The sequence below is a fragment of the Microcoleus sp. S13_B4 genome (genome assembly GCF_036700885.1).
Taxonomy (GTDB): Bacteria; Cyanobacteriota; Cyanobacteriia; order Cyanobacteriales; family Microcoleaceae; genus Microcoleus.
Genome location: NZ_JAUBPU010000006.1, coordinates 1 through 19,534, shown reverse-complemented (window position 1 = coordinate 19,534; position 19,534 = coordinate 1). Strand labels below are relative to the sequence as shown.

Sequence of the window (19,534 nt, the reverse complement as noted above, 5' to 3'; positions counted from 1 at the left end):
CGGGATGTAATTCAGCGGCCAGAAGCCATGTTTTGGGAGCATGGAGTCGTTGGTTCAAATCCAACCATCCCGACTTTACCCCTGTGATGTAATTGGAAAACATCACTCGCTCAGAACGAGTGTTTTTTGCAGGTTCGAGGCCTGTCAGGGGTATGAGGTTTTATTCAATCTCAAATCTCAAATCTCAAATCGGTTTTGCCCCTGTAGCCCAATCGGTAGAGGCGCTAGATTTAGGATCTAGTTAGTGCTGGTTCGATGCCAGTCAGGGGTATTTGGTGACATCGCGGGTGAAGTAGCCTGGGTAGGCTTGGAGGTCTCATAAGCCTCTTAATAGCAGGTTCAACTCCTGTCCCCGCCACCAAAAAGGCAGGTGTGATGTAATTGGCAAGATGAGGCTTTTGTAAAGCTTTTTTCCGAGTTCAAATCTCACCATCTGCTTGGCGTGCTGGTGTAGCTCAATTAGGTAGAGCAACTGATTTGTAATCAGTCGGTTGTAGGTTCAATTCCTATCACCAGCCCCACAATTGCGGATATGGTGTAACGGTAGCATTCGAGTCTTCCAAACTCTAGGCACGAGTTCGAGCCTCGTTATCCGCTTGGCTAAATGAGAGGTTTTTTCAATCCAAAATCTCAAATTTCCAATCTAAAATCGGTTTGCGGATGTCATGTAGCGGCTAGCATCTGAGTATGCCATTCTCAGCGCATGGGTTCGAGTCCCATCATCCGCTTTTGTAGTCCTGAGCTTCGATGGTAGAGCGTTTGTCTTACAAGCAGACGCGGGGTAATATCCTGCCAAGACTACCAATTTATGGGAGTGTAGCTCAATGGATAGAGCGCCGCGCTTCGGACGCGGATGTTGTGGGTTCAAGTCCTGCCACTCTCGTTGTTTTTGCTTTAATTTAAGGAGGTTGATTCCATTGAATGGATAATTTTTTATATTAAGATCGATCGCCCTTTGCGTGTCCCAATTTTTGGAGCCTACATACTTTAGTACGAGAGGAAAGGTAACGCTGTCAAAATCAGCGGGCGTTTGAGAACGAGGAGTGCCATGAACCCGGCAGGTTGGCTTGAAGGTAGCCATCCTTTAAAGAGTGTGTAATAACTCATCGGCGGAGTCCCTCTAGTAACTGAGAAAACGCAATGCTCTGATAACTTGCACGTCAAAGTGCGTGAAGCGCAGCTATCCCGTAGGGAATCGCACAAATCAACAACAAATACGGGAGTGTAACTCAATTGGATAGAGTGTCGAGCTTCTACCTCGAATGTTGTGGGTTCGAGTCCTACCGCTCCTGCTAAATGGGTTCGTAGCTTAATTGGTAAAGCATCTAACTGGCTGTTAGAAAGATATCGGTTCAAATCCGATCGCAATCCACCACACCAATTTTAGATTTTAGATTTACTCGACAGGTGAATCTTTTACCCGGGGTCATAGCTCAATTGGTAGAGCGCTTGCTTTGCACGCAAGAGGTTAGGAGTTCGATTCTCCTTGATTCCACTGCGGTGTCTGAAGTCGAAGCGGTCGAGACGCTAGCCCGTGAAGCTAGTTATTAGCGGGTTCAAGCCCCGTCAGACACCCCTTGGAAGATGCCGCTAAATGGTTGGCAACCAGTCTTGAAAACTGGGGTACAGGTAACTGTAAGGGTTCGATTCCTTCATCTTCCTTTTAATTAACCACCGGAAGTCGAAAAGCGAGACACCGTGCTGATAACGCGGCGATAGGAGGGGCAGTACCTCCTCGGTGGATGGATTGGTTTATAATAAGTCTAGATTTGCTAGTTATTCAACATAGAACCCATGAGCATTCAAGTTCTAAAATTAGAATTGATTCAGTGGATTTTGTTATTAAAGGATATTCAACTTTTAAACGAAATCCAAAAACTGAAAGAAAAGTCACCCGAAAAGACTGCTGTACTCAAACCTCGTCAATTTGGCTGTGGTCAAGGAATTTTTACTTACGTTGCGGATGATTTTGATGAAACACCTCCGGGTTTTGAAGAATATATGTTGCCATGAAATATCTAATTGACACTCACATTCTAATTTGGTTTGTTGAAGGTAACGCTCGGCTTGATGAGTATGTGCGCTCGCTGATTGCTAATCCTGTCAATGAAATCTATATCAGCCAAGCGAGTTTGTGGGAGCTTACTATCAAAATCAGCATCGGTAAGTTGTCTTTGTCTATTTCTGTGTCGGAGTTAGAAAATTTTCTGATTAACCACGACTTTCAAATTCTAGAAACTAAGTTCCTCCATTACGATAAATTGCAAAATCTTCCTTTTTACCATCAAGATCCTTTCGATCGCTTAATTATTTCTCAAGCCCAAGCAGAAGATTACACTATCATTACACATGACGAGAGGTTCAAACAGTACGATGTAAAATTGTTGTAATATCAAATTATCAAAATGAACTTGAAACATGAGAAAACTAAAATATTACGTTACTTGCACGGTTGACGGGTTTATTGGTCGCGAAGATGGCTCATTTGATTGTTTTCCTATGTCAGGAGAGCATTTCGCTGATTTGTTCGATTCCTTTCCTGAAATTTTTCCGGCTCACTTTTAGGAAGCACGAGGCATTCGTGCAGAAAACAAGAAGTTGGCTGCTGTTTTGATGGGACGGAAAACCTATGAGGTAGGGCTAAAGGTTGGTGTAACTAATCCTTATCCCAGCTTGAAGCCGTATGTTTTTTCGCGCACTATGAAAGCCAGTCTCGATGAGAATATTGAACTTGTTTCGGACAATCCTGTCGCATTTGTTAAGGAATTGAATAAAGAAACTGGTAAAGACATCTGGCTCTGCGGTGGTGGTGCTTTAGCGGCCACTCTTTTTTCTGAGATTGACGAGATGATTGTTAAGTTAAATCCGGTAGTAATCGGCTCGGGAATTCCTCTTTTTTCCCGTGCACTCGATCCGACAAATTTGGAACTTGCCGATCGCAAAATCTATAGCAACGGTTTCATGTTGCTTCATTATCGAGTGAAGCATTAGCAATCAGGACTTTATTCGTTGGAATTGCTGCGGGCAAGAAACGAGTGAAGTCTTTACTACAAAGTATATTTTTAGGAATTACACAAACGCTGAATTTTTAAGGGTGGTTGGCAGAGCGGTGATGCACCCGGCTTTTAACCGGTACGAGATAGGTTCAACTCCTATATCACCCATTTTTAAAGGCAGAAGGTAAGCTGTTGTGCATTTAAATTGTATGTTTTGGGCGGGTTCGGGGGCACATCCCACAAGAGTTTTAAGAAATAGAATTGTATAAATTAAATGCGCGACAGCTTAAAATGTAGAAGGTTAAATATACGATAGCCTCTTCGACTTGATCGAAAGTAACTAAACGAATGATACCATCAGTAGCTTACTGGCTCTTGGCTGGGTTCGATCGCCCTTACATTAAATCTCGCTCCAGGCGATCGGCACAAATTTATACAAAAACACTTGAATTTTCAGAACAGTTGTGTTATAGTAGCCTAGATGCGGGAGTATAGCTCAGTTGGTTAGAGCAGGTGACTCTTAATCTCAAGGTCGAAGGTTCAAGTCCTTCTACTCCCATCCCAAATCCTGAACCTGAATTTATCGAAACTCACGAGTGCAGTCAACTGCTGTAGCGGTTGGATGAGTGTGAGTGTTGGCGTTGTCGGATTTTTAATGCCGATCGACCGATCGGCTCATCCGATCAATAAAAGTGCGATCGCCCAAGCTATTTTTAAACTGAATAACCACAGGAAATGGTGATTAGCTATGATGGCAAATCTCTCGGGGCGCTGCTATGCGGGCGATCGCGATTTAGATGCGATCGCCCATTTAATCAATACTTGCGAAGAAGTTGATCGGCTCGATGAAGGCACTTCCATCTTGGAATTACAACAAGAATTTAAGCAATTGTCCCTAGATGTAGGCCGCGATATCCGCCTTTGGGAAGATTCGGAGGGAAAATTAATCGGTTTTGCTCAGTTGTCGGTTTCTGAGCCTGGGGAAGTAATTGACGGTTGGCTGTGGTTTCGCGTCCACCCCGACGCGCGCGGAGGTGATGTGGAACCAGCCGCGATCGCCTGGAGTGAAGTGCGGATGCGCGAAGTGTCTGCAATGCGGGGCGCGCGCGTGAAGCTGCGAACCTACGCGCGCGCTGAGGATTGCGATCGCATTTCTGTGCTGGCAAGTGGCGGTTTTAAGGTCGATCGCTATTTTTGCCGAATGGCGCGATCGCTCTCTGAACCGATCCCAGAACCGCACTTCCCCGGAGGTTTCGCGCTGCGTCAGTTCCCCGGCGAACAGGATGCGGCTGCTTGGGTAGAAATGTTCAACCAGTCGTTTATCGATCACTGGAATCATCACGATTTAACGGTGGATAAATATAAGCACGAGTTAGCTAAACCCGATTACAGAAATGATTTAGACTTGATTGCTGTTGCTGATGACGGCACATTTGTGAGTTTTTGTTACTGCGAAATTAGTGTGCAAGAGTGCGATCGTACCGGGCGCAATGAAGGCTGGATTGCTTGTCTCGGCACTCGGCGCGGCTTCCGCAAAATGGGATTGGGACGAGCGATGTTGCTGGCTGGTTTGCATCGACTGAAAGCTGCCGGTGTGGCTACTGCTATTATCGGCGTCGATGCTGAAAATTCATCAGGTGCATTGCGTCTTTACGAGTCTGCTGGCTTCCACAATATTCGCGACAGTATTTCCTATGTTAAGGATATTTAATCGATATCAAGATTGAAGAGGCCGAGCCTCTGGGTATGCGTTACTAGGCTCTGCCTAGTAACGAGATAATTTGTAGGGATAGTGCCCCCGTGGCTACCCCGGATTGTAGGCGTAGTGTCCCGTGCCTACACCGCAGTTGACCTTTCCAAGCGGGTTTCAGCCAAAAACCAAAAAACTTTTCCCGACCTCTTGACACTTTTGTATTATGTATGTAGTATAAAAGTAAGGAAAGCACAGGACAGACAAAAACCTCTCTTTTCCGTACCGCTTCTGAACCTTGAAAACTGAATATAGATCGAAATTCCAAGGAACATCAATTTGAAAGTCTTGTAACAGAGACTGAATTGTCATGTTGTTACTTTACACCAAACTGTTCGGTTACAAACTGACTCTCTCCGAGCCAGAGATTGTACAGAATCAGTCTAATTTTAACCAATTTAATGCGGATGCAGAACAGACAAATTCAGCTCGATTTCACTCAACTAAAAAGGATCAGAAAATCCGCAAAATCCAACAAGCTTATCATTTAGAACGGCGCTTCTTTTAGTAAAGATTATCAGATTTCGTGAATCTTTACCGATACTGGCAATTTGTTAAGTCTCACAAAAGCCAAAGTCGAGAGCAGATAAGCTACCAATCCCAAATCCCAAATCGCTCTAGGAGGTATCGGTAATGGTTCACATTCGTTTTGAAGGACGTTCCTATGACTTGGCAGAAAACCAACTGGGCATCGCAGCAGGAATGAGCGACAAGGCTATTAAGGAACGTCTGGCCAATCATTTTGATGTCAAGAGCGATCGCTTCGAGTCTTACGTTCTGGATCGCCGTCCCAGCGGTGATTTAATTGTCCGCCCCGAAGCTGTTTACGGCTAGAAATTCACTTAAAGCACGTATTAGGCAGCGCACCCCAACTAAAGAAGCTTACAAACTGGAAACGTTCGACTTAAAATCGAATTGTAGGTTCGATTCCTACTTGCCGCGAGGCTGATAAAAAGCTTCTCTGACTTGTGCGCTGCCTTTTATAGCTGAATTTTTTATATCTATCCGGCGCTTAAAAGTTCCACTTCGCGCCCCAACAAAAGAAGCTTACATACTAGCTCACTGGTAGAGCAATTCCCTCTTAAGGAAAAGGTCGCGGGTTCAACTCCTGCGTATGAACAACGGCTTTCTTAACTTGCGCGAAGTGACTTTTTATGCGCTATAAGCTCTTGTTTTTAATTCAGGATAATAATTAAGTAATCCTGTTAGTATTGAAGACTTCCGTCCTCAAAAATAAATTGGGTATGAGCCATGAGAAAAAGACTGGCAATTTACCGATCGCCCAAGGAGATAGACAGTCTGATTCATGCCTTCCAAGAAGGCAACCTGTCGCGAAGTCAATGGACGCACGAAGCACATTTAACCGTTGCCCTTTGGTATCTGTGTTATGACTCAGAGCAAGAAGCCATAAATGCGATTCGCAATGGCATTAAACGTTACAACTCGGCTCAAGGAATTGAAACCACAAAAAACAGCGGGTATCACGAAACACTAACTCTGTTTTGGGTGCGAACTATTCGCGGGTATCTCGCCGATGGAAGCCAAAATCGCTCGATCGTACATCTGGCTAACGGTTTGATTGCAAAATATGCCGATCGCACTTTACCATTTCGCTATTACACGCGCGATCGGTTGATGTCTTGGGAAGCTCGAATTAACTGGGTTGAACCAGACTTGAGAGCGAGTGAATTAGAAACAGTTTCCCTGAAATAGTTAATTTAAAATCGCAGTTTTTGCCGCGCCCCAATCGCGAGAGCTTACATACAGACCCTATTAGGTTTAGCCATAGGTTTACTAAAAAAAAGCTCCCCAAACTTGCGCGGTGATTTTTAAATTTCACTTGCTAGCGTGCAACAACGGCCAACCACCGATTTTGAATACTTCTCAAATCCAAAATCCAAAATCGAATAGGAAGGTAACACCAATGAATATGAATACAGCAGAGCGCGATTTGCGTTTGGAAATGCTCAACAGTCTGCTCACAACTCCGCACCGTCAATTAGAAAAAGTAGCAGAAATTCACAAGTTAATTATCGAATTAGACCCAATATTTTACGGTCATTTAGCAGTCTGGTATCAACGTCACGGCGACGTGCGCGATCACAAGGAAGTTTTTGCCGGAAATTTGCTGACTTCGGCGCTGACGGAACACCGAGATGCCGGTTTTATGATCCTGCAAGAGTTCCCTCCCTACGAGGTTTCGCGGATTGTGGACTTTATGAAGCGGCACCAGAATAAGGTGCCCCGCAGCGCGCGCACTGCTGTTACTCGCTATCTGAAATCGCGGGAAAAGAATGCACAGTTTTTCGATCGCGCGGCCATCCGCAACCGCAAGGCGATGAAGCATTTGTACGCAACGCTGCACGTCAAGCCGAGCGATCGCGCTAATGCTATCCTGTTTAAAGACAATCCGCCGGAAGACTCTCTGGCATTCGTTTTGAAGCAGTTAGCAAAGGCGGCGACACCTGCGGAACAGGCGAATTTGATTGTTGAGTACAAGATTCCGTATACGATCGCAGTTGGTGCGATCAGACAGCTAACGCCAACGGTTTTGGCCGCGCTGATTAACTCGATGTCGCCGCAGGAAGTCATCAACAATTTGAAATCGATTCGGTCGCGCGGCGCGATGGATCACCCGGAAGTCAAGCAGTTGATTGACTCGAAGCTGGATGAAGCGGCAAAGTGCGATCGGGTTTCTGCTTACAAAGCGAGTGTTGCGGGCCCGGGCGCGAACTTCGACGCAGCAACGGCGGCGAAGTTGGAAGCGGTGACAAACGAACAGGTGAAGAAGCGCGGCAAGATTGCGAAAGCAACGGGTTTGTTGATTGACAAGTCTGGTTCGATGGAAAGTGCGATCGAAATCGGTAAGCGTCTAGCTGCCTTGATTTCCGGCATTTCCGACGCTGCACTGTTTGTCTACGCCTTTGACACGATGCCGTATCCAGTGCAAGCAAACGGCAGCGAATTGACAGACTGGGAAGCCGCTTTCAAACACATTCGCAGCGGCGGCGGCACAAGTTGCGGTTGCGCGGTGGAAGCAATGCGAATTAAAAAGCAGGTTGTCGAGCAATTCATTATCGTAACAGATGAAGGCGAAAACGCTGCACCTTATTTTGCAGATGCTTATCAGAATTACTGCCGCAGTTTGGGGGTAAATCCTGATGTTGTGATTGTGCGAGTTGGTTCTTGGTGCGAATATGTCCAGAAGCAATTGAAGGACAAACAAGTATCGGTAGAAACCTTTACCTTTGCGGGTGATTATTACTCCTTGCCGAATTTAGTGCCGATGTTGAGCCGTCCTTCGCGGCTGGAATTGTTGATGGAAATTCTGGACACGTCGCTCCCGGTGAGGGATGATAAGTGATATAATTGGGCATGGCTCGTCAGTTAAGCTGGCGGGCTGTGCTCGCAAAGTTAGTGGGAGTTAGAATTGTATGTCAACTGAGATTACATACACTGACGCTAAAGCAAATTTAGAAAATCTCTGCGATCGCGCTGTTGAAACTGCGGAAGTAATAGTTATTACTAGACCTAACGGCAAAAATGCGGTTTTGATTTCTGAGGCCGAATTAGAAAGTTTGCTAGAAACGCTTTATTTGCTGAGGTCGCCTGCTAATGCAACTCGCTTGTTAACGGCACTGAATCGAGCTAAATCAAGAGTCATTCAACCTCACACACTCGATGAAATTTCCAAAAAATTTGGGCTTGATGAAGAGAATGATACTGAAAAACTCCTACAAATGAGAGTAAAGTAATAGAGTGAGGAATCCGATCGCCCTTTATTCCCAAACTCCCGACTGCCTTTCCTCAAGCGATTCCTATTATTGCATTTTCACATCGACTTCTTCCTTCTTTCTTCTGCGATAATTTCTAGTAATTCTGGATTAGCGATGGATGACACTAACTGGGAATCCGCACCAGCCAAAGCCGCGCGCAACTTTTCCGAAGTCAGTGCGGGATATTTCTCTAACACTTGCTGTTCCGTCCATCCCGCAGCAAAGAGCCCTAGCAAAAATTCTACAGATAATCGAGTTTCTGGCGCTGCTGGTTGACTTGTTGAAGCTTTCGGGTTTGGATGAATGAGCTTTCGCCAGTCCATTGTTTTACTTAAACGATTGGGGAAGATTCCGCCGATTATACTGCATTGGGACACAGTAGAAACACGGATCTTGTTGACTGATTGTGTAACATGATACGGCAGGTAATACCATTTTAGATTTTAGATTTTAGATTTTAGATTGGGAATCACTTATGAATTAAGGATTTGAAGCTTGGCTAGAGTCGGATTTTTATTGAACTGGTGTCATTTCCCGATTTTGCGATTAAATTGTTATTACGATCGCAGTACAGCACTTTCTTATAGACTAGAGTAATGGAATAGCGACGGGGCGAGCGACATTTTTGCTTCAGTCCGTTTCTATACCAAACTGCGTTAGCGAAGCCCGCCCCTACGGGGGCTACACCAACGAAGAGGATCGCGCTAAATCTCAAGGAACTGTGTAACCCACTGTGCAACGAACTGTGCAACCCACAATACAACTACTTTAACTTCTTAAAACTATGGGAAAAAAGTCGAAAGCCAAAAAATCCCAGGTCAAAAAATCCCGTTTGCTCTGCCAGCGACTCCAAGAAGCTCTCGATCGAGGCAGCAAAGTTTGGATTAAAACAAATAATAGCAGTTTCGGCGGCATCCCGATTAATTTGTTCGGGGAGTTTGTGGAACTTTTGGTGATAGTTCCCCCTAACGAACAGGCGGAAAATATCGATGCTTACGGACAAGTTACGTGGCTGATTCGACTCTCTGATATTATTGCACTCGCTTACCCTACTGAATATTGGTCTAAAGATAGATTAGAAAGTTTGCTGCCACCCGATGCCGTTACTTCGGAAGTAGGAGATTAACTGCGTAGGGTGTGCCTTCCGTACCCTAATTTTAGCTGAGTTGTATTTGGTATGGTGTGCATTGCACACCATACATTTACTATTTTTTAAGCTGTTTTAGCAGCCAACATATACACCTCTTCCAGCAATTTTTATCAGTTTAATTAGTTGTTACAAGCTGAAAGCTGGACTTTACAGTTGCCGCCATCTAATTCGCTGCAACCGGCCAGAGCTTGAGCTTCTGCTGCTGCTTTATCGCCGCCCCATCCCGCACCTGCTCCTCCTTTGCCTACTGCGATCGCTCCACAATTATTACTATTAGATGTCAGGGGTTCGCAGTCGTTCGCACCTCCGCTTTGTTCATTGCAGACGGCTACTGCTGCGTTTAGTGCTTCTTTTTCGGTCGCATGATCCCAACTAATACCAGTGGCGTCAGAAGTCGGAGAATAAGCAGTAGCTCCATAGCTGTCCTGAGCTTTAGCTACCTGGACTGAGCCAAAAAGAGGAAGTGTCAAAGCTGTGACTACAACCAACTTAGAAAAAAGCTTTTGCAGCATATTTACTTAAGATATTTACAAGGTTAACTTGCGAGGTTCGCTCAATATTAGATTAGGAGATTAACTCCTGTCAATAGTGTTGACGAATCTTTATGGTTTCTTAAATTAAAAGTGTCTTCGGTAACAAAAAGTAAGATGATGGAGGTCAATTCAGTGGCAGATATCCGCCAAATTCTCAGCACACTCGCTGCCCAAGAAGCGCACCTACTCGATACCCAATTCCTGGCTCCCTGCGTGCGCGGGGGAAGCGTGCGGATAAGAGTTAGCTCATTGATTTATAATTTTCAACCGCAGCCACGCAACTTTGAAGGCTGGGGTATTTTTGCGCCAGTAAATGAAAAAATTGCTGCGGTAATTGAGGAGCCGAGTTTGCCGCAAGTGGCCGAGTATTTGCAACTCCTCCTCCCCGTTCGCTTGCACTTGGCTTACGTGCTGCAAGGGCAAACGTGGCTGGCTTATCCTGTTAACGAATCTGATGCTAAACAGCGCACGGGTGTTGCGAAACCAGTACCGGTGCATTTAGTAACAGAAGGTTCGCAGTTTGAGCCGATTGTTGCGCGCTGGGACGGTCATTGTTTGTGGTTTGAAGAGATTGACAGGCGCGCCGATCCGTTGCCGTCTGAGAAGTTGAAAGCAGCTTTAAAAAAGTTGATTTTGCCTCAAGAAGTTCGCTTTAAAGGGATGACGCCGGAAATGCGAACAGTTTACGAATTGGTGTCCCGAAATATTAAAGATTTCGATCCAAAAGTGCGGGAAGAAAAGCGCTTGCAGCGAGCGTTGAAAATGGGCGGCGGTGAATTGCGGGATTTTTTCGATCGCGAAAATTATTGGCTGGTTGAATGGACTAGCGGAACGGGTGAATATCACACTTCTGCGATCGCCAAAAATGACTTGACAGTTATGAGTGCGGGGATTTGTCTCAGCGGATTGGACAAAGACTTCGACTTGCATTCATTGGTTGGAGTCGTAGAAAATCGCTAATTCTTGATTACCATGAGTATATTTTTTCACGAACAACTTTACAGAAGTGCCACAGTGATGTCGCAGATCAAAAATTTCCCGGTAACGGTGTGCGGGGCGGGCGCTTTGGGTGCGAATATTACAGAAAGTCTGGCGCGATCGGGCTTTTGTCAGTTAAAAGTCATCGATCGCGATCGCATCGAGGAACGCAACCTTTCCACTCAACCCTATTATCGATCGGACATCGGCGCATTCAAAGCCAAAATTCTCGCCAACAACCTCTATCGCGCTTTGGGAGTCAGCATTGACGCGCACTCAAAAGAATTGACATCCGCAAATGCCGATCGGCTGCTGGCCAACAGCGCCACAGTCATCGATACTTTTGATAACAGTGTCGGGCGGCAAGCAGTCAAAGATTACTGTTCGAGTGCCTCCCTTCCCTGCGTGCACGTCGGATTAGCTGCCGATTACTCCGAAATAATTTGGAACGAACACTATCGGGTTCCTTCAGCGGCGAATGATGACGTTTGCGATTACCCACTGGCGCGAAACTTGGTAATCCTGACAGTTGCAGTTGCCTGCGAAGTTATTGTTACCTTTGCTGCTACCAAAGAGCAACAAAATTTAACTTGCACGATCGGAGATTTTGCAGTAAAGCCACTTATATTGTAGAATGTCGGTTGACTGTTGCCAGAAACCCGGTCAATCAAGACTGGATGCCCCCATCCTATAAACCCGGTTTCTCACCCTCAAACAATCGTCCAACTTGCAAAAAACGCTTGAAAAATTAACAGGGAAAGTATGGCCGGATCACAGACTTTTTATTATTTACTAGCAGTTCTCGCCCTATTAGTTTTGACGGGCACAAGTAGAGCAAACTATGCAGCGGGTTCCGCAGTTTGCCACACGAATGATTGCCATCGACCAGCAGTGAGACACCATAAAAGGATTTTACAATGCGGCTCGAAAGGGCACGATGTGAAGAAACTGCAAAAGTTGTTGAACGCGCGGGGCTTGTCCCCACACCCGATCGTAATTGATGGCGTTTTCGGTCCGACAACCGAAAATGCAGTGAAAAGATTTCAGCGGCAAGCTCATATTCCTGTAGACGGAGTTGTGGGAGGCAAAACTTGGGACAGACTGTTTGCTAGTTCGTAACTTGAAGCACCGGACAACAAAGGTTCCTAAGTCATCATTGCTAATCATTAATCGCTGCGGTTTGTAGTTGGACAGATAGCGCATTTTGTGCAACTACAGACACAGAAGCTTTAATCAACAATCAATCGCATATCTAGATTGCTAATGAATGAAGTTTTAGATTTTTGGTTTGGTCGAGCGCACTCTCCTGAGTTTGGCAAAGTCCACAAGAAATGGTTTGAAAAAGAAGCGGATTTTGATGCAGAAGTGCGTTAGCGAAGCCCTCGAAGAGGATCGCGCTTTCTCCCGCACTACGAACTAGCCGCCTCCGATCAACTCGACTCATGGCAAGATTCCCCCGACAACTGCCTAGCATTAATTATACTGCTCGATCAATTTCCGCGTAATATGTTTCGCGGAACGCCCCAAGCATTCGCCACAGACAGCAAAGCTTTAGCCACCGCCGAATACGCTGTTAATCATAACTTCGATCGCGAATTGCTGACTGTACAAAAATTATTTGTTTATCTGCCTTTTCAACACAGCGAAAACTTAGAAAACCAGCAAAAATCTGTCGAACTATTTAGCCAACTCAGCGGCGAACCTGACAGCGATTCATTCATGGAATACGCGATGCAGCATTTGGAAATAATCCAGCGTTTTGGGAGATTTCCCCACCGCAATGAAATTCTAGGTCGCGAAACAACCCCCGAAGAAGCAGAGTTTCTGAGACAACCCGGTTCTGGATTTTAAAGCGCGATCGCAAAACCTCGATCGTTCTGATATATTCGAGGCTTGTAGAGGCGGTTTTAGCCAGCAATCAGAACCAACAGCAGACAATCTCTCTACAAAACCCGCCGCAACGCAGGGACTATCAAAATTGAATAGTGAAATTAGAAAAGAAGATAAATTCTTGATTCAACAAAAAGTATACGAGGGTGAAGAATTTATCGATCGCCCAATCGTCAGCCGCGATACTGCACTCGATAAATCCGGTTATTCGCTTCCTCAGTAAACAGCAAACTCCCGTCAGGTAAAACCAGCAAACCAACTGGCCTCCCCCAAGTTTTAGGGCCCGACGGATCTGTGAGAAAACCAGTCAGAAAATCCTCATAATAACCTTGAGGGCGCCCGTTCGCCGCATTAAAAGGTACAAACACGATTTTATAACCAGTTCCAGCGTTCCGGTTCCAACTGCCGCGAAACGCCACAAACGCCCCGTTAAGGAATCTTTTGGGAAACGTTTTGCCGTCGTAAAATTGAAGCCCCAAAGCCGCCGAATGCGCCTGAAACAGCACGTCTGGCATTAATGTTTTAGCAGCTAAATCAGGTCGATCGCTATTGCCATTTCTGGAGTGGCGCGGGTCGAGCAAATTCGGCTTAAAATAAGCGTAAGGCCAGCCGTAAAACTCGCCTTGACGAATTCTTGTGAAGTAATCCGGCACCAAATCATCTCCCAAACCGTCGCGTTCGTTGACTGTTGCGTAGAGTTGGTTGGTTGTTGGGTGAAAATCCAATCCCACCGGGTTTCGCAAACCGGAAGCAAAAATTTGCTGGTTCTTGCCCTCCAAATTCATTACTTGAACAGACGCCCTCGGCAGCGGTTCGACATCGGCATTAGACTGCGATCCAACTGATACGAAAAGCTTGCTCTTGTCGGGGGAAACGACAACATTTCGCGTCCAGTGTTGGTTGTAGCCGCCGCCCGGTAAATCGGCAATTTTTTGACCAGTACCAGTCAATTGTTCCTGCCCTTGTGTGTAGGGAAAGCGGCGGACTTCATCGGTATTTCCGAGGAAAAAATAGCGATCGGCAAAAGCCATGCCAAAGGGAATATTTAACCCGTTTTGGGTACTTGCAAAAGTCTTGCGAACCTCAGCAACCCCGTCGCGGTTGGCATCCCGCAACAGCGTAATCCGATTCTGCCGGGTTTCTGTTACCAAAACATCGCCTGTCGGCGTCAAAGCCAGCCATCGGGGAGCGTCTAAATTGTCAGCAAAAACGTTGACGACAAAGCCAGGAGGCACTCGCAGCACTGGCGATGCAGGAATCGGTATTACTTGAGGAGGTTTTGAGGCGCTTTCGCTGGCTCCTGGGTGCGGCAAAGAAGTTGCAACAATGCGGATTGGCTGCGGCGACAGCGGTTTGGTCGGTACAATTTGATTTGTGCCAACATTTGTCAGCGGTGCACGGGAGGGAATTTGCGACAGGGGGCCGTTGCCGCCAACAGCAGGGGCGATCGCATCTGTAGCTCGATCGCACGCAATCACGGGCAACAGCAGAATTAGCAGCAAGAAACGCAGGTAATACATAGCAGCGATTTCTCAACAATTGCTGGACAATTCTATTATTCTAACTGCTATTAAACAGCGAAGCCACCGCGCACGCGGTGGCTTAATTCCCCTTACTCATACCAGTTGCAAAAAAAAATGCAACTGTAGGCCCGTGATCCAAACCTTGAGCTTCATCAGTCAATCGATTTTAGATTTTAGATTTTAGATTTTAGATTTTAGATTGAAGAAAGCGACCCCACGAATGAATCCGCGGGTCCGGAACCAAATTGCTTGATTGTCATTGCCAATCTTCAATCGAAAATCGCAAATCGAAAATCGAAAATGGTAGAACCTAGCTCTACCAAAGTCCTCTAACAGGAGCCGGACGGGGAGCCGGAGCCGGAATCGGACGGGGAGCCGGAATCGGAGCCGGAGCCGAACGCGGTACAGGAGCCGGACGCGGTGGCGGTTCGGGGGCCGGACGCGGTGCCGGTGCTGGGGTTGCGGGACGAGCAACCGTTGTGGCTACCACCTTATAATCGGGGATCACCGCGATATTTTGTATCTGAGATCCGGCAACTGTGGCTCTGACTTTCATTCCCGGTACTAAGCCAATAATTCTCAGGACGCATCTTTGAATCCTGAGAGTCCTGTACGGCGCGTTTTCTTCGCGAATAGTTACTACGTCGCCGACAATACTTTTGACAAAACCGACAATGGTTCGAGAGTTGGCTGTTGTGGTGGTCTGCGTTTGGGCTATTTGAGTTGCAGGGTTAGCCATCGCAGGATGTACTGAGACCGCCGAAATTAGCACCGACAGTGTTGCACCTGTCAATAATTTGATGTTCTGAAGACGCATTGAAACCTCACATTAACTGCTATTCAGGGTCGGGTTTGCTTCCGCTGCGCGAAAGTCCCAACCTCTATACCTAATCCAGTTTAATCCCCAGAGTAGGAAATTTATGACAATCTCAAAAAAAGATTATCGAACAAGTATTGAAAGACTAAATTTTACATCATAAGTTCCCGATTTACAACAAGTTCAGCGGTTTGCATCTCTAGAGTGTTGCCGTGATATATTGAGTTTATTCGATCGACCGTAGCAGTTTTTTTCCGCCAACCTAACTGTTGCTGGGGGCAACTCTACCCAAAGACAGATTGTGCTTGCCGGATAAAGCAGCGCCATAGTTTGAATACTCGATCCTCAGTCGGCCATGGCTAAAAAATCCAATTAGTCGGAGGTAAAATTTAATCATTTTCTGGCAAGATTTACGCATAAACCGATTTTTATCACGACATTCTAGTGCGTAACTTTACTGAGCCACTTATAAAAACCTTGTTTTTTTCGTAGTATTATTGTCTAAGCTTTGCGTTGAGTTACAAGTTATCAGTGGTGAAATTTCAACTAAAAACGCTGCAGCGCAGTTGCCGTCAAAAAGCCATCTCAAAATTTTTATAATCGGGTGCGGTTGGCGGATAATTAGATAGGAACTTTGTAGGAACTGCTGGTGAGGATTTTAGCGAACAAAACAATGGTGAACAGCAAATTTTTGTTTAACAAGTTAATTGTACTGAGCTTGAGTGCAGCGGCGCTGTCGGTCGGCATACAGCAGCAGGCGACTGCCCAAGTGGTGGCTAATTCAAGTAATAATGCGATCGCAGCACAGCAGCCCACATCCGAGACAAAATTGCCGAATCTCCCAGCCCCAGAACTGCCGCCTTTGGGAGAACCATTTCGGTATATTCCCCAGGAACCAACGCCTGCGGTAAATCCTATGGAGGAAGTGCGTTTAGTGCTGAAATTGCGAGAACGTCGCGTCTATGTTTACCGACAAAATAAGGTGCAAGCCAGTTTTCCGGTTGCTGTGGGAAAAGGCGGGTGGGAAACTCCTACAGGCAATTTTAAAGTTATTCAAATGATCAAAGATCCAGTTTGGCAAAATCCTTGGACAGGAGAACTTATTCCTGCTGGGCCAGACAATCCATTAGGGAGTAGGTGGATGGGGTTTTGGACGGATGGCAAGAATGTGATTGGTTTTCATGGTACTCCGAATCCCGAGTCGATCGGGGGGGCGGCTTCTCACGGCTGCGTCAGAATGTTTGATAAAGACGCCCAGGCTTTATTTGAGAAAGTCGCAGTTGGCACACCGGTGATAGTTGAGCATTGATTATTGCCAGGTTGAAGGGCAAAGAAACCGGGTTTTTTCACAAAATCAACCAGAAATCCAGTCGATTTTCCCAAGAAACCCGGTTTCTCACCCCCGTGCGGGCAATGAATGCAATCTTAAATAGATTGCTGATATTTTTCCAGCAACTCCGGGATGTAATCGTAGCCATCAACACCGATCGCCGGAATGATATTCGCGCGACTTTTCGCCAAAGATTGTTTAAAAGATTCCGCCCCCATTTGACCATGCAAAATTGTCAACAAACCAGCCGATTGACGCCACTCAATCGCTCCAATTTGCTCCAAAGTATACATCCCCAAGCTACCCGCAAATATCGCTTTTTCGAGTGAGTTGATTCTGTAATAAGCTTGAGCCAAGTAAGCCAAATTCAGACCTTGCAAATATAAATCCCCTGAGAATTGAGCCGCTTGCCAACCTTTGAGCAAATATTCGATCGCAGCTTCAGCATTTTCCAGGGCAATTTTAGCAATACCGAGACTGCTGGAACAAAAAGCTTGACTTTGGCGATCGCCCAATTTTTCCGATAGCAACAAACCTTGTTCCAAATAACCGATCGCACTCTCATAAACCTCCGGTTCCACATCCTCCAACTGCCGCGCTTGAAACACTTCACTATAACCCAAATTAGCCAGAGCATTTGCCTCGCCTTGTCGCTCTCCCGCTTGTCGTGCCATAATTAAAGCCCGCTGGCTGTAATTAATCGCTTCCTGATAATTTTTTTGAGCAACATAGTTGCGGCTGATGTGATTGAGATTGGCAACTTCGCAAGCTTTGTCTCCTTCGGTACGGGCAATTTCCAGCGCTTGCTTGTGCAGCAAGATCGATCGCTCATAGGCCCCAGCCGCCTGCATCGAATAACCCAAAAGCGTCAGAATCCGAGCTTTCGCTTGAGTGCCTTCAACTCGCCGCAGCGGTTCATCTAAATAATCCAAAGTATGTCGCAGGGCTTTACCATCAAACGAAGCAAAAATTCCCCCGTAAAGGGGAAAGTATTCCCGCTGAGAAAAAGCCCGCAAAATTTGCAAAGTTACTTGAAAACAAGCATTTGCCAACTGCTCGCCGCTCTTGGTAGAATTATTAAATCCACTCGCTAGCTGACTCCAAATGACCGCAAAAGTAATGTAAGTAGAAATTGAAGCTTTTGTTGACACTTTGGAATCATAAACTTGCTTATCAAACCATGCCGCCAACGCCCGCTGCAAGCACTGCAAGATAATCGCTAATTCCACCAATCCGCCTAACTCTAAATTCGATTGCTTGGCTGCGAATTGAACTACCGATTCACCGAGCGCAATAGTATTCAAAAGAGCTTGGGGAAAGGGACTGTTAACTTTTTTTGCCCAAAAAGCCCAAGGCCCATTTTGTTCCGGACTACCGGCAAATCCTAGCTGCTGCGGCTGATAAATCCAGCCCACAAGTTCCGGTTCCAAACGCTGCCAAGATTCTAAACCTTTAGCGATGCCGGCGGTTATTTGCTGCAAATCTTGTTCGGTTTCAGGATTGGCAGTTTGCAGCATTTGTTGGTGCAGAGATTTTGCCAATTGCTGCAATTGAGCGAGAGTCAGCGGATGTTCTTTATTCGGATCGATTACTTGCAATAATGCCAGAAGGCGGGCGTTAGATTCGGCAGTAACGATTTGTTGGATTGAGGATGCAATTGCGCGATCGACGCGGTTATCTTTCTGCCAGCGTTCCCATTCTCCTTGGATCGTTTTGAGAGCTCTGAGGGTGCGATTTGCCTTTGCTTGTTTGATTTCGTCTTTTTCATTTCTGAGTTGATTTTCAGTGGCATCGAGGCGTTCACCGAAACAGCGTTCAAAGATTTCGCCCGTACCAGTGCTAATGTCTTGCACCAGCATTTGATAAACTTGTTCTTTGGAGCGAATTTGACCTTTGAGGGTGATTTCGACAATTTTGTCGATTAGGGCTAGGTAGCGATCGCGCAATGAAGTAGATTCAGGCATAAGTTATTTTTAGTTAATAAATTTTTATCGACAGCGCTTGCAGCTTGCACCATTTCATGCTGCTATTTAATTTTACAACTCCTCTGGATTAATGCCCATTGCTCTGAGGCGATCGGCTAATCGATTTGCTCGCTGACTTTCTAATTCAGCTCGCTGACTTTCTAATTCGGCTCGCTGACTTTCTAATTCGGCTCGCTGCCTTTCAAACTCCTCTGGAGTCAGAACCCAATCTCCACTAGCATTGTACCAGCGCAGCCACCACCTCGAACAACCTTGATAACAACCTTCCCACAAACCTATACCTAATTCTAATTCCGGTATCCAGAAGCGCGACTCGGTTAAAACTTGTTCGCGGTAACGATTACCAATCAAGCAAAATATTCTCAGTTGATTGTTGTACCGACTAAAAACAAAGTAGTAAGGAATCTACAAAATCTGTTCGTAAACTCGCCACTTAGTAGGTGGTTTATTTGGGAGCGTGTCACTTTTGCAATAAGTATAAATGCTCAGAAAAAGCAGAATAGTAGCTTTGAGCTATTGTTGAGCAAAATAGGCGAAAATAGTAATGATGTCTTAATTAGTGGCGAATGAATCATGACTCCCGAACAAAAACAGGCAATTAAAACATATGTGGAGGCTATTTCGGCAATTCTTTATGCTGATTGTGACCCTGAATCATTGAAAACATTAGAAGATATTGAAATAACAGTCAAAGATAAAGTGTTAACTCATGTGACACCAGAGATAGGATTTTTTTTATCTACTCAGCTAGCGGTACAAAAGCAGGAAGGGTAAAGAGATTAAAAAGTACATTAGGTAATTTAAGC

At 45.7% G+C, this 19,534-nt stretch carries 21 protein-coding genes, 15 tRNA genes and 1 pseudogene; 31 read left to right on the top strand and 6 right to left on the bottom strand.

Going from position 1 to position 19,534, the window contains the following annotated elements; genetic code table 11:
- The 24 genes from QT994_RS05625 (at position 1) to QT994_RS05510 (ending at position 8,501) form a co-directional block, all read left to right on the top strand.
- Positions 1-73, top strand: a tRNA-Pro gene (locus tag QT994_RS05625).
- A 124-nt stretch (positions 74-197) separates the two neighbouring features.
- Positions 198-271 (top strand) — tRNA-Leu (locus tag QT994_RS05620).
- Between the two features lie 173 nt (positions 272-444).
- A tRNA-Thr gene (locus QT994_RS05615) sits at positions 445-521 on the top strand.
- A 5-nt stretch (positions 522-526) separates the two neighbouring features.
- A tRNA-Gly gene (locus QT994_RS05610) sits at positions 527-597 on the top strand.
- A 59-nt stretch (positions 598-656) separates the two neighbouring features.
- Positions 657-728 (top strand) — tRNA-Gly (locus QT994_RS05605).
- Between the two features lie 82 nt (positions 729-810).
- Positions 811-883, top strand: a tRNA-Arg gene (locus tag QT994_RS05600).
- 335 nt (positions 884-1,218) lie between these two features.
- Positions 1,219-1,292: transfer RNA gene (locus QT994_RS05595), tRNA-Arg, on the top strand.
- A gap of 6 nt (positions 1,293-1,298) precedes the next feature.
- Positions 1,299-1,375, top strand: a tRNA-Ala gene (locus tag QT994_RS05590).
- A gap of 47 nt (positions 1,376-1,422) precedes the next feature.
- Positions 1,423-1,495 (top strand) — tRNA-Ala (locus tag QT994_RS05585).
- Between the two features lie 5 nt (positions 1,496-1,500).
- Positions 1,501-1,575 (top strand) — tRNA-His (locus QT994_RS05580).
- A 4-nt stretch (positions 1,576-1,579) separates the two neighbouring features.
- Positions 1,580-1,662 (top strand) — tRNA-Ser (locus QT994_RS05575).
- A gap of 132 nt (positions 1,663-1,794) precedes the next feature.
- The gene (locus QT994_RS05570) at positions 1,795-2,013 is read left to right on the top strand and encodes a hypothetical protein (RefSeq protein WP_333044881.1); all 219 of its coding nucleotides are present in this window, start codon (positions 1,795-1,797) and stop codon (positions 2,011-2,013) included.
- Positions 2,010-2,390, top strand: coding sequence for a type II toxin-antitoxin system VapC family toxin (locus tag QT994_RS05565; protein ID WP_333172413.1), 381 nt, complete (start codon positions 2,010-2,012; stop codon positions 2,388-2,390). Before QT994_RS05570 ends, QT994_RS05565 begins: the two co-directional genes overlap by 4 nt.
- 208 nt (positions 2,391-2,598) lie before the next feature.
- Complete coding sequence (locus tag QT994_RS05560) at positions 2,599-2,991, top strand: dihydrofolate reductase family protein (protein WP_333172411.1); 393 nt, start codon at positions 2,599-2,601, stop codon at positions 2,989-2,991.
- A gap of 101 nt (positions 2,992-3,092) precedes the next feature.
- A tRNA-Lys gene (locus QT994_RS05555) sits at positions 3,093-3,164 on the top strand.
- 180 nt (positions 3,165-3,344) lie between these two features.
- A complete protein-coding gene (locus QT994_RS05550) occupies positions 3,345-3,491 on the top strand; it encodes a hypothetical protein (RefSeq protein WP_333172409.1) in 147 nt (48 codons plus the stop codon).
- Positions 3,482-3,555 (top strand) — tRNA-Lys (locus QT994_RS05545). Before QT994_RS05550 ends, QT994_RS05545 begins: the two co-directional genes overlap by 10 nt.
- Positions 3,556-3,744: 189 nt before the next feature.
- Positions 3,745-4,707, top strand: coding sequence for a GNAT family N-acetyltransferase (locus QT994_RS05540; RefSeq protein WP_333172407.1), 963 nt, complete (start codon positions 3,745-3,747; stop codon positions 4,705-4,707).
- A gap of 672 nt (positions 4,708-5,379) precedes the next feature.
- A complete protein-coding gene (locus tag QT994_RS05535; RefSeq protein WP_333172405.1) occupies positions 5,380-5,580 on the top strand; it encodes a hypothetical protein in 201 nt (66 codons plus the stop codon).
- Positions 5,540-5,688, top strand: a tRNA-OTHER gene (locus QT994_RS05530). The genes QT994_RS05535 and QT994_RS05530 overlap by 41 nt, the downstream gene beginning before the upstream one ends.
- A 106-nt stretch (positions 5,689-5,794) precedes the next feature.
- Positions 5,795-5,863 (top strand) — tRNA-Lys (locus QT994_RS05525).
- Between the two features lie 134 nt (positions 5,864-5,997).
- Positions 5,998-6,459, top strand: coding sequence for a hypothetical protein (locus QT994_RS05520; RefSeq protein WP_333172403.1), 462 nt, complete (start codon positions 5,998-6,000; stop codon positions 6,457-6,459).
- A 211-nt stretch (positions 6,460-6,670) separates the two neighbouring features.
- Positions 6,671-8,110: a hypothetical protein gene (locus QT994_RS05515; protein ID WP_333172401.1), complete on the top strand. Its 1,440-nt coding sequence runs from the start codon at positions 6,671-6,673 to the stop codon at positions 8,108-8,110.
- 70 nt (positions 8,111-8,180) lie between these two features.
- On the top strand, positions 8,181-8,501 hold the full coding sequence (locus QT994_RS05510; protein WP_333172399.1) for a type II toxin-antitoxin system prevent-host-death family antitoxin: 321 nt from the start codon (positions 8,181-8,183) through the stop codon (positions 8,499-8,501).
- A gap of 77 nt (positions 8,502-8,578) precedes the next feature.
- Here the strand turns inward: QT994_RS05510 and QT994_RS05505 are convergent, their stop codons facing one another.
- Positions 8,579-8,845, bottom strand: coding sequence for a DUF433 domain-containing protein (locus tag QT994_RS05505; RefSeq protein ID WP_333172397.1), 267 nt, complete (start codon positions 8,843-8,845; stop codon positions 8,579-8,581).
- Between the two features lie 461 nt (positions 8,846-9,306).
- Here QT994_RS05505 and QT994_RS05500 point away from each other — a divergent pair, with 461 nt between their 5' ends.
- The gene (locus QT994_RS05500) at positions 9,307-9,648 is read left to right on the top strand and encodes a hypothetical protein (protein WP_333044863.1); all 342 of its coding nucleotides are present in this window, start codon (positions 9,307-9,309) and stop codon (positions 9,646-9,648) included.
- A gap of 143 nt (positions 9,649-9,791) precedes the next feature.
- On the opposite strand, the gene QT994_RS05495 is transcribed toward QT994_RS05500, so the two are convergent.
- On the bottom strand, positions 9,792-10,184 hold the full coding sequence (locus QT994_RS05495; protein WP_333172395.1) for a DUF4189 domain-containing protein: 393 nt from the start codon (positions 10,182-10,184) through the stop codon (positions 9,792-9,794).
- A 135-nt stretch (positions 10,185-10,319) separates the two neighbouring features.
- Between QT994_RS05495 and QT994_RS05490 the strand changes: the two genes are divergently transcribed.
- The 4 genes and pseudogenes from QT994_RS05490 to QT994_RS05475 all read left to right on the top strand — a co-directional run.
- Entirely contained in the window at positions 10,320-11,165 is an 846-nt protein-coding gene (locus QT994_RS05490) for a hypothetical protein (RefSeq protein WP_333172393.1), read from the top strand.
- A 12-nt stretch (positions 11,166-11,177) separates the two neighbouring features.
- Positions 11,178-11,816 (top strand): ThiF family adenylyltransferase, encoded by a 639-nt coding sequence (locus QT994_RS05485; RefSeq protein ID WP_333172391.1) that lies wholly within the window; start codon positions 11,178-11,180, stop codon positions 11,814-11,816.
- Positions 11,817-11,945: 129 nt separating this feature from the next.
- On the top strand, positions 11,946-12,302 hold the full coding sequence (locus QT994_RS05480) for a peptidoglycan-binding domain-containing protein (protein WP_333172389.1): 357 nt from the start codon (positions 11,946-11,948) through the stop codon (positions 12,300-12,302).
- A 285-nt stretch (positions 12,303-12,587) separates the two neighbouring features.
- A pseudogene (locus tag QT994_RS05475) lies at positions 12,588-13,034 on the top strand (DUF924 family protein); the annotation flags it as partial.
- 212 nt (positions 13,035-13,246) lie between these two features.
- Here QT994_RS05475 and QT994_RS05470 read toward each other — a convergent pair.
- Both QT994_RS05470 and QT994_RS05465 read right to left on the bottom strand, forming a co-directional pair.
- Positions 13,247-14,593, bottom strand: a complete 1,347-nt coding sequence (locus QT994_RS05470) for a PQQ-dependent sugar dehydrogenase (protein WP_333172387.1) — start codon at positions 14,591-14,593, stop codon at positions 13,247-13,249.
- A 319-nt stretch (positions 14,594-14,912) separates the two neighbouring features.
- Positions 14,913-15,413, bottom strand: a complete 501-nt coding sequence (locus QT994_RS05465) for an autotransporter (protein WP_333044855.1) — start codon at positions 15,411-15,413, stop codon at positions 14,913-14,915.
- A 673-nt stretch (positions 15,414-16,086) separates the two neighbouring features.
- On the opposite strand from QT994_RS05465, the gene QT994_RS05460 reads away from it, so the two are divergent.
- On the top strand, positions 16,087-16,722 hold the full coding sequence (locus QT994_RS05460; protein WP_333172385.1) for a L,D-transpeptidase: 636 nt from the start codon (positions 16,087-16,089) through the stop codon (positions 16,720-16,722).
- 116 nt (positions 16,723-16,838) lie between these two features.
- Here the strand turns inward: QT994_RS05460 and QT994_RS05455 are convergent, their stop codons facing one another.
- Together QT994_RS05455 and QT994_RS05450 are read right to left on the bottom strand one after the other, a co-directional pair.
- Positions 16,839-18,707 (bottom strand): tetratricopeptide repeat protein, encoded by a 1,869-nt coding sequence (locus QT994_RS05455; RefSeq protein ID WP_333172383.1) that lies wholly within the window; start codon positions 18,705-18,707, stop codon positions 16,839-16,841.
- A gap of 72 nt (positions 18,708-18,779) precedes the next feature.
- A complete protein-coding gene (locus tag QT994_RS05450) occupies positions 18,780-19,079 on the bottom strand; it encodes a hypothetical protein (protein ID WP_333172381.1) in 300 nt (99 codons plus the stop codon).
- A gap of 222 nt (positions 19,080-19,301) precedes the next feature.
- Here QT994_RS05450 and QT994_RS05445 point away from each other — a divergent pair, with 222 nt between their 5' ends.
- Positions 19,302-19,502 carry a hypothetical protein gene (locus QT994_RS05445; RefSeq protein ID WP_333172379.1) on the top strand — a complete coding sequence of 67 codons (201 nt, stop codon included), beginning with the start codon at positions 19,302-19,304 and terminating at the stop codon, positions 19,500-19,502.
- The last annotated feature ends 32 nt before the right edge of the window (positions 19,503-19,534 follow it).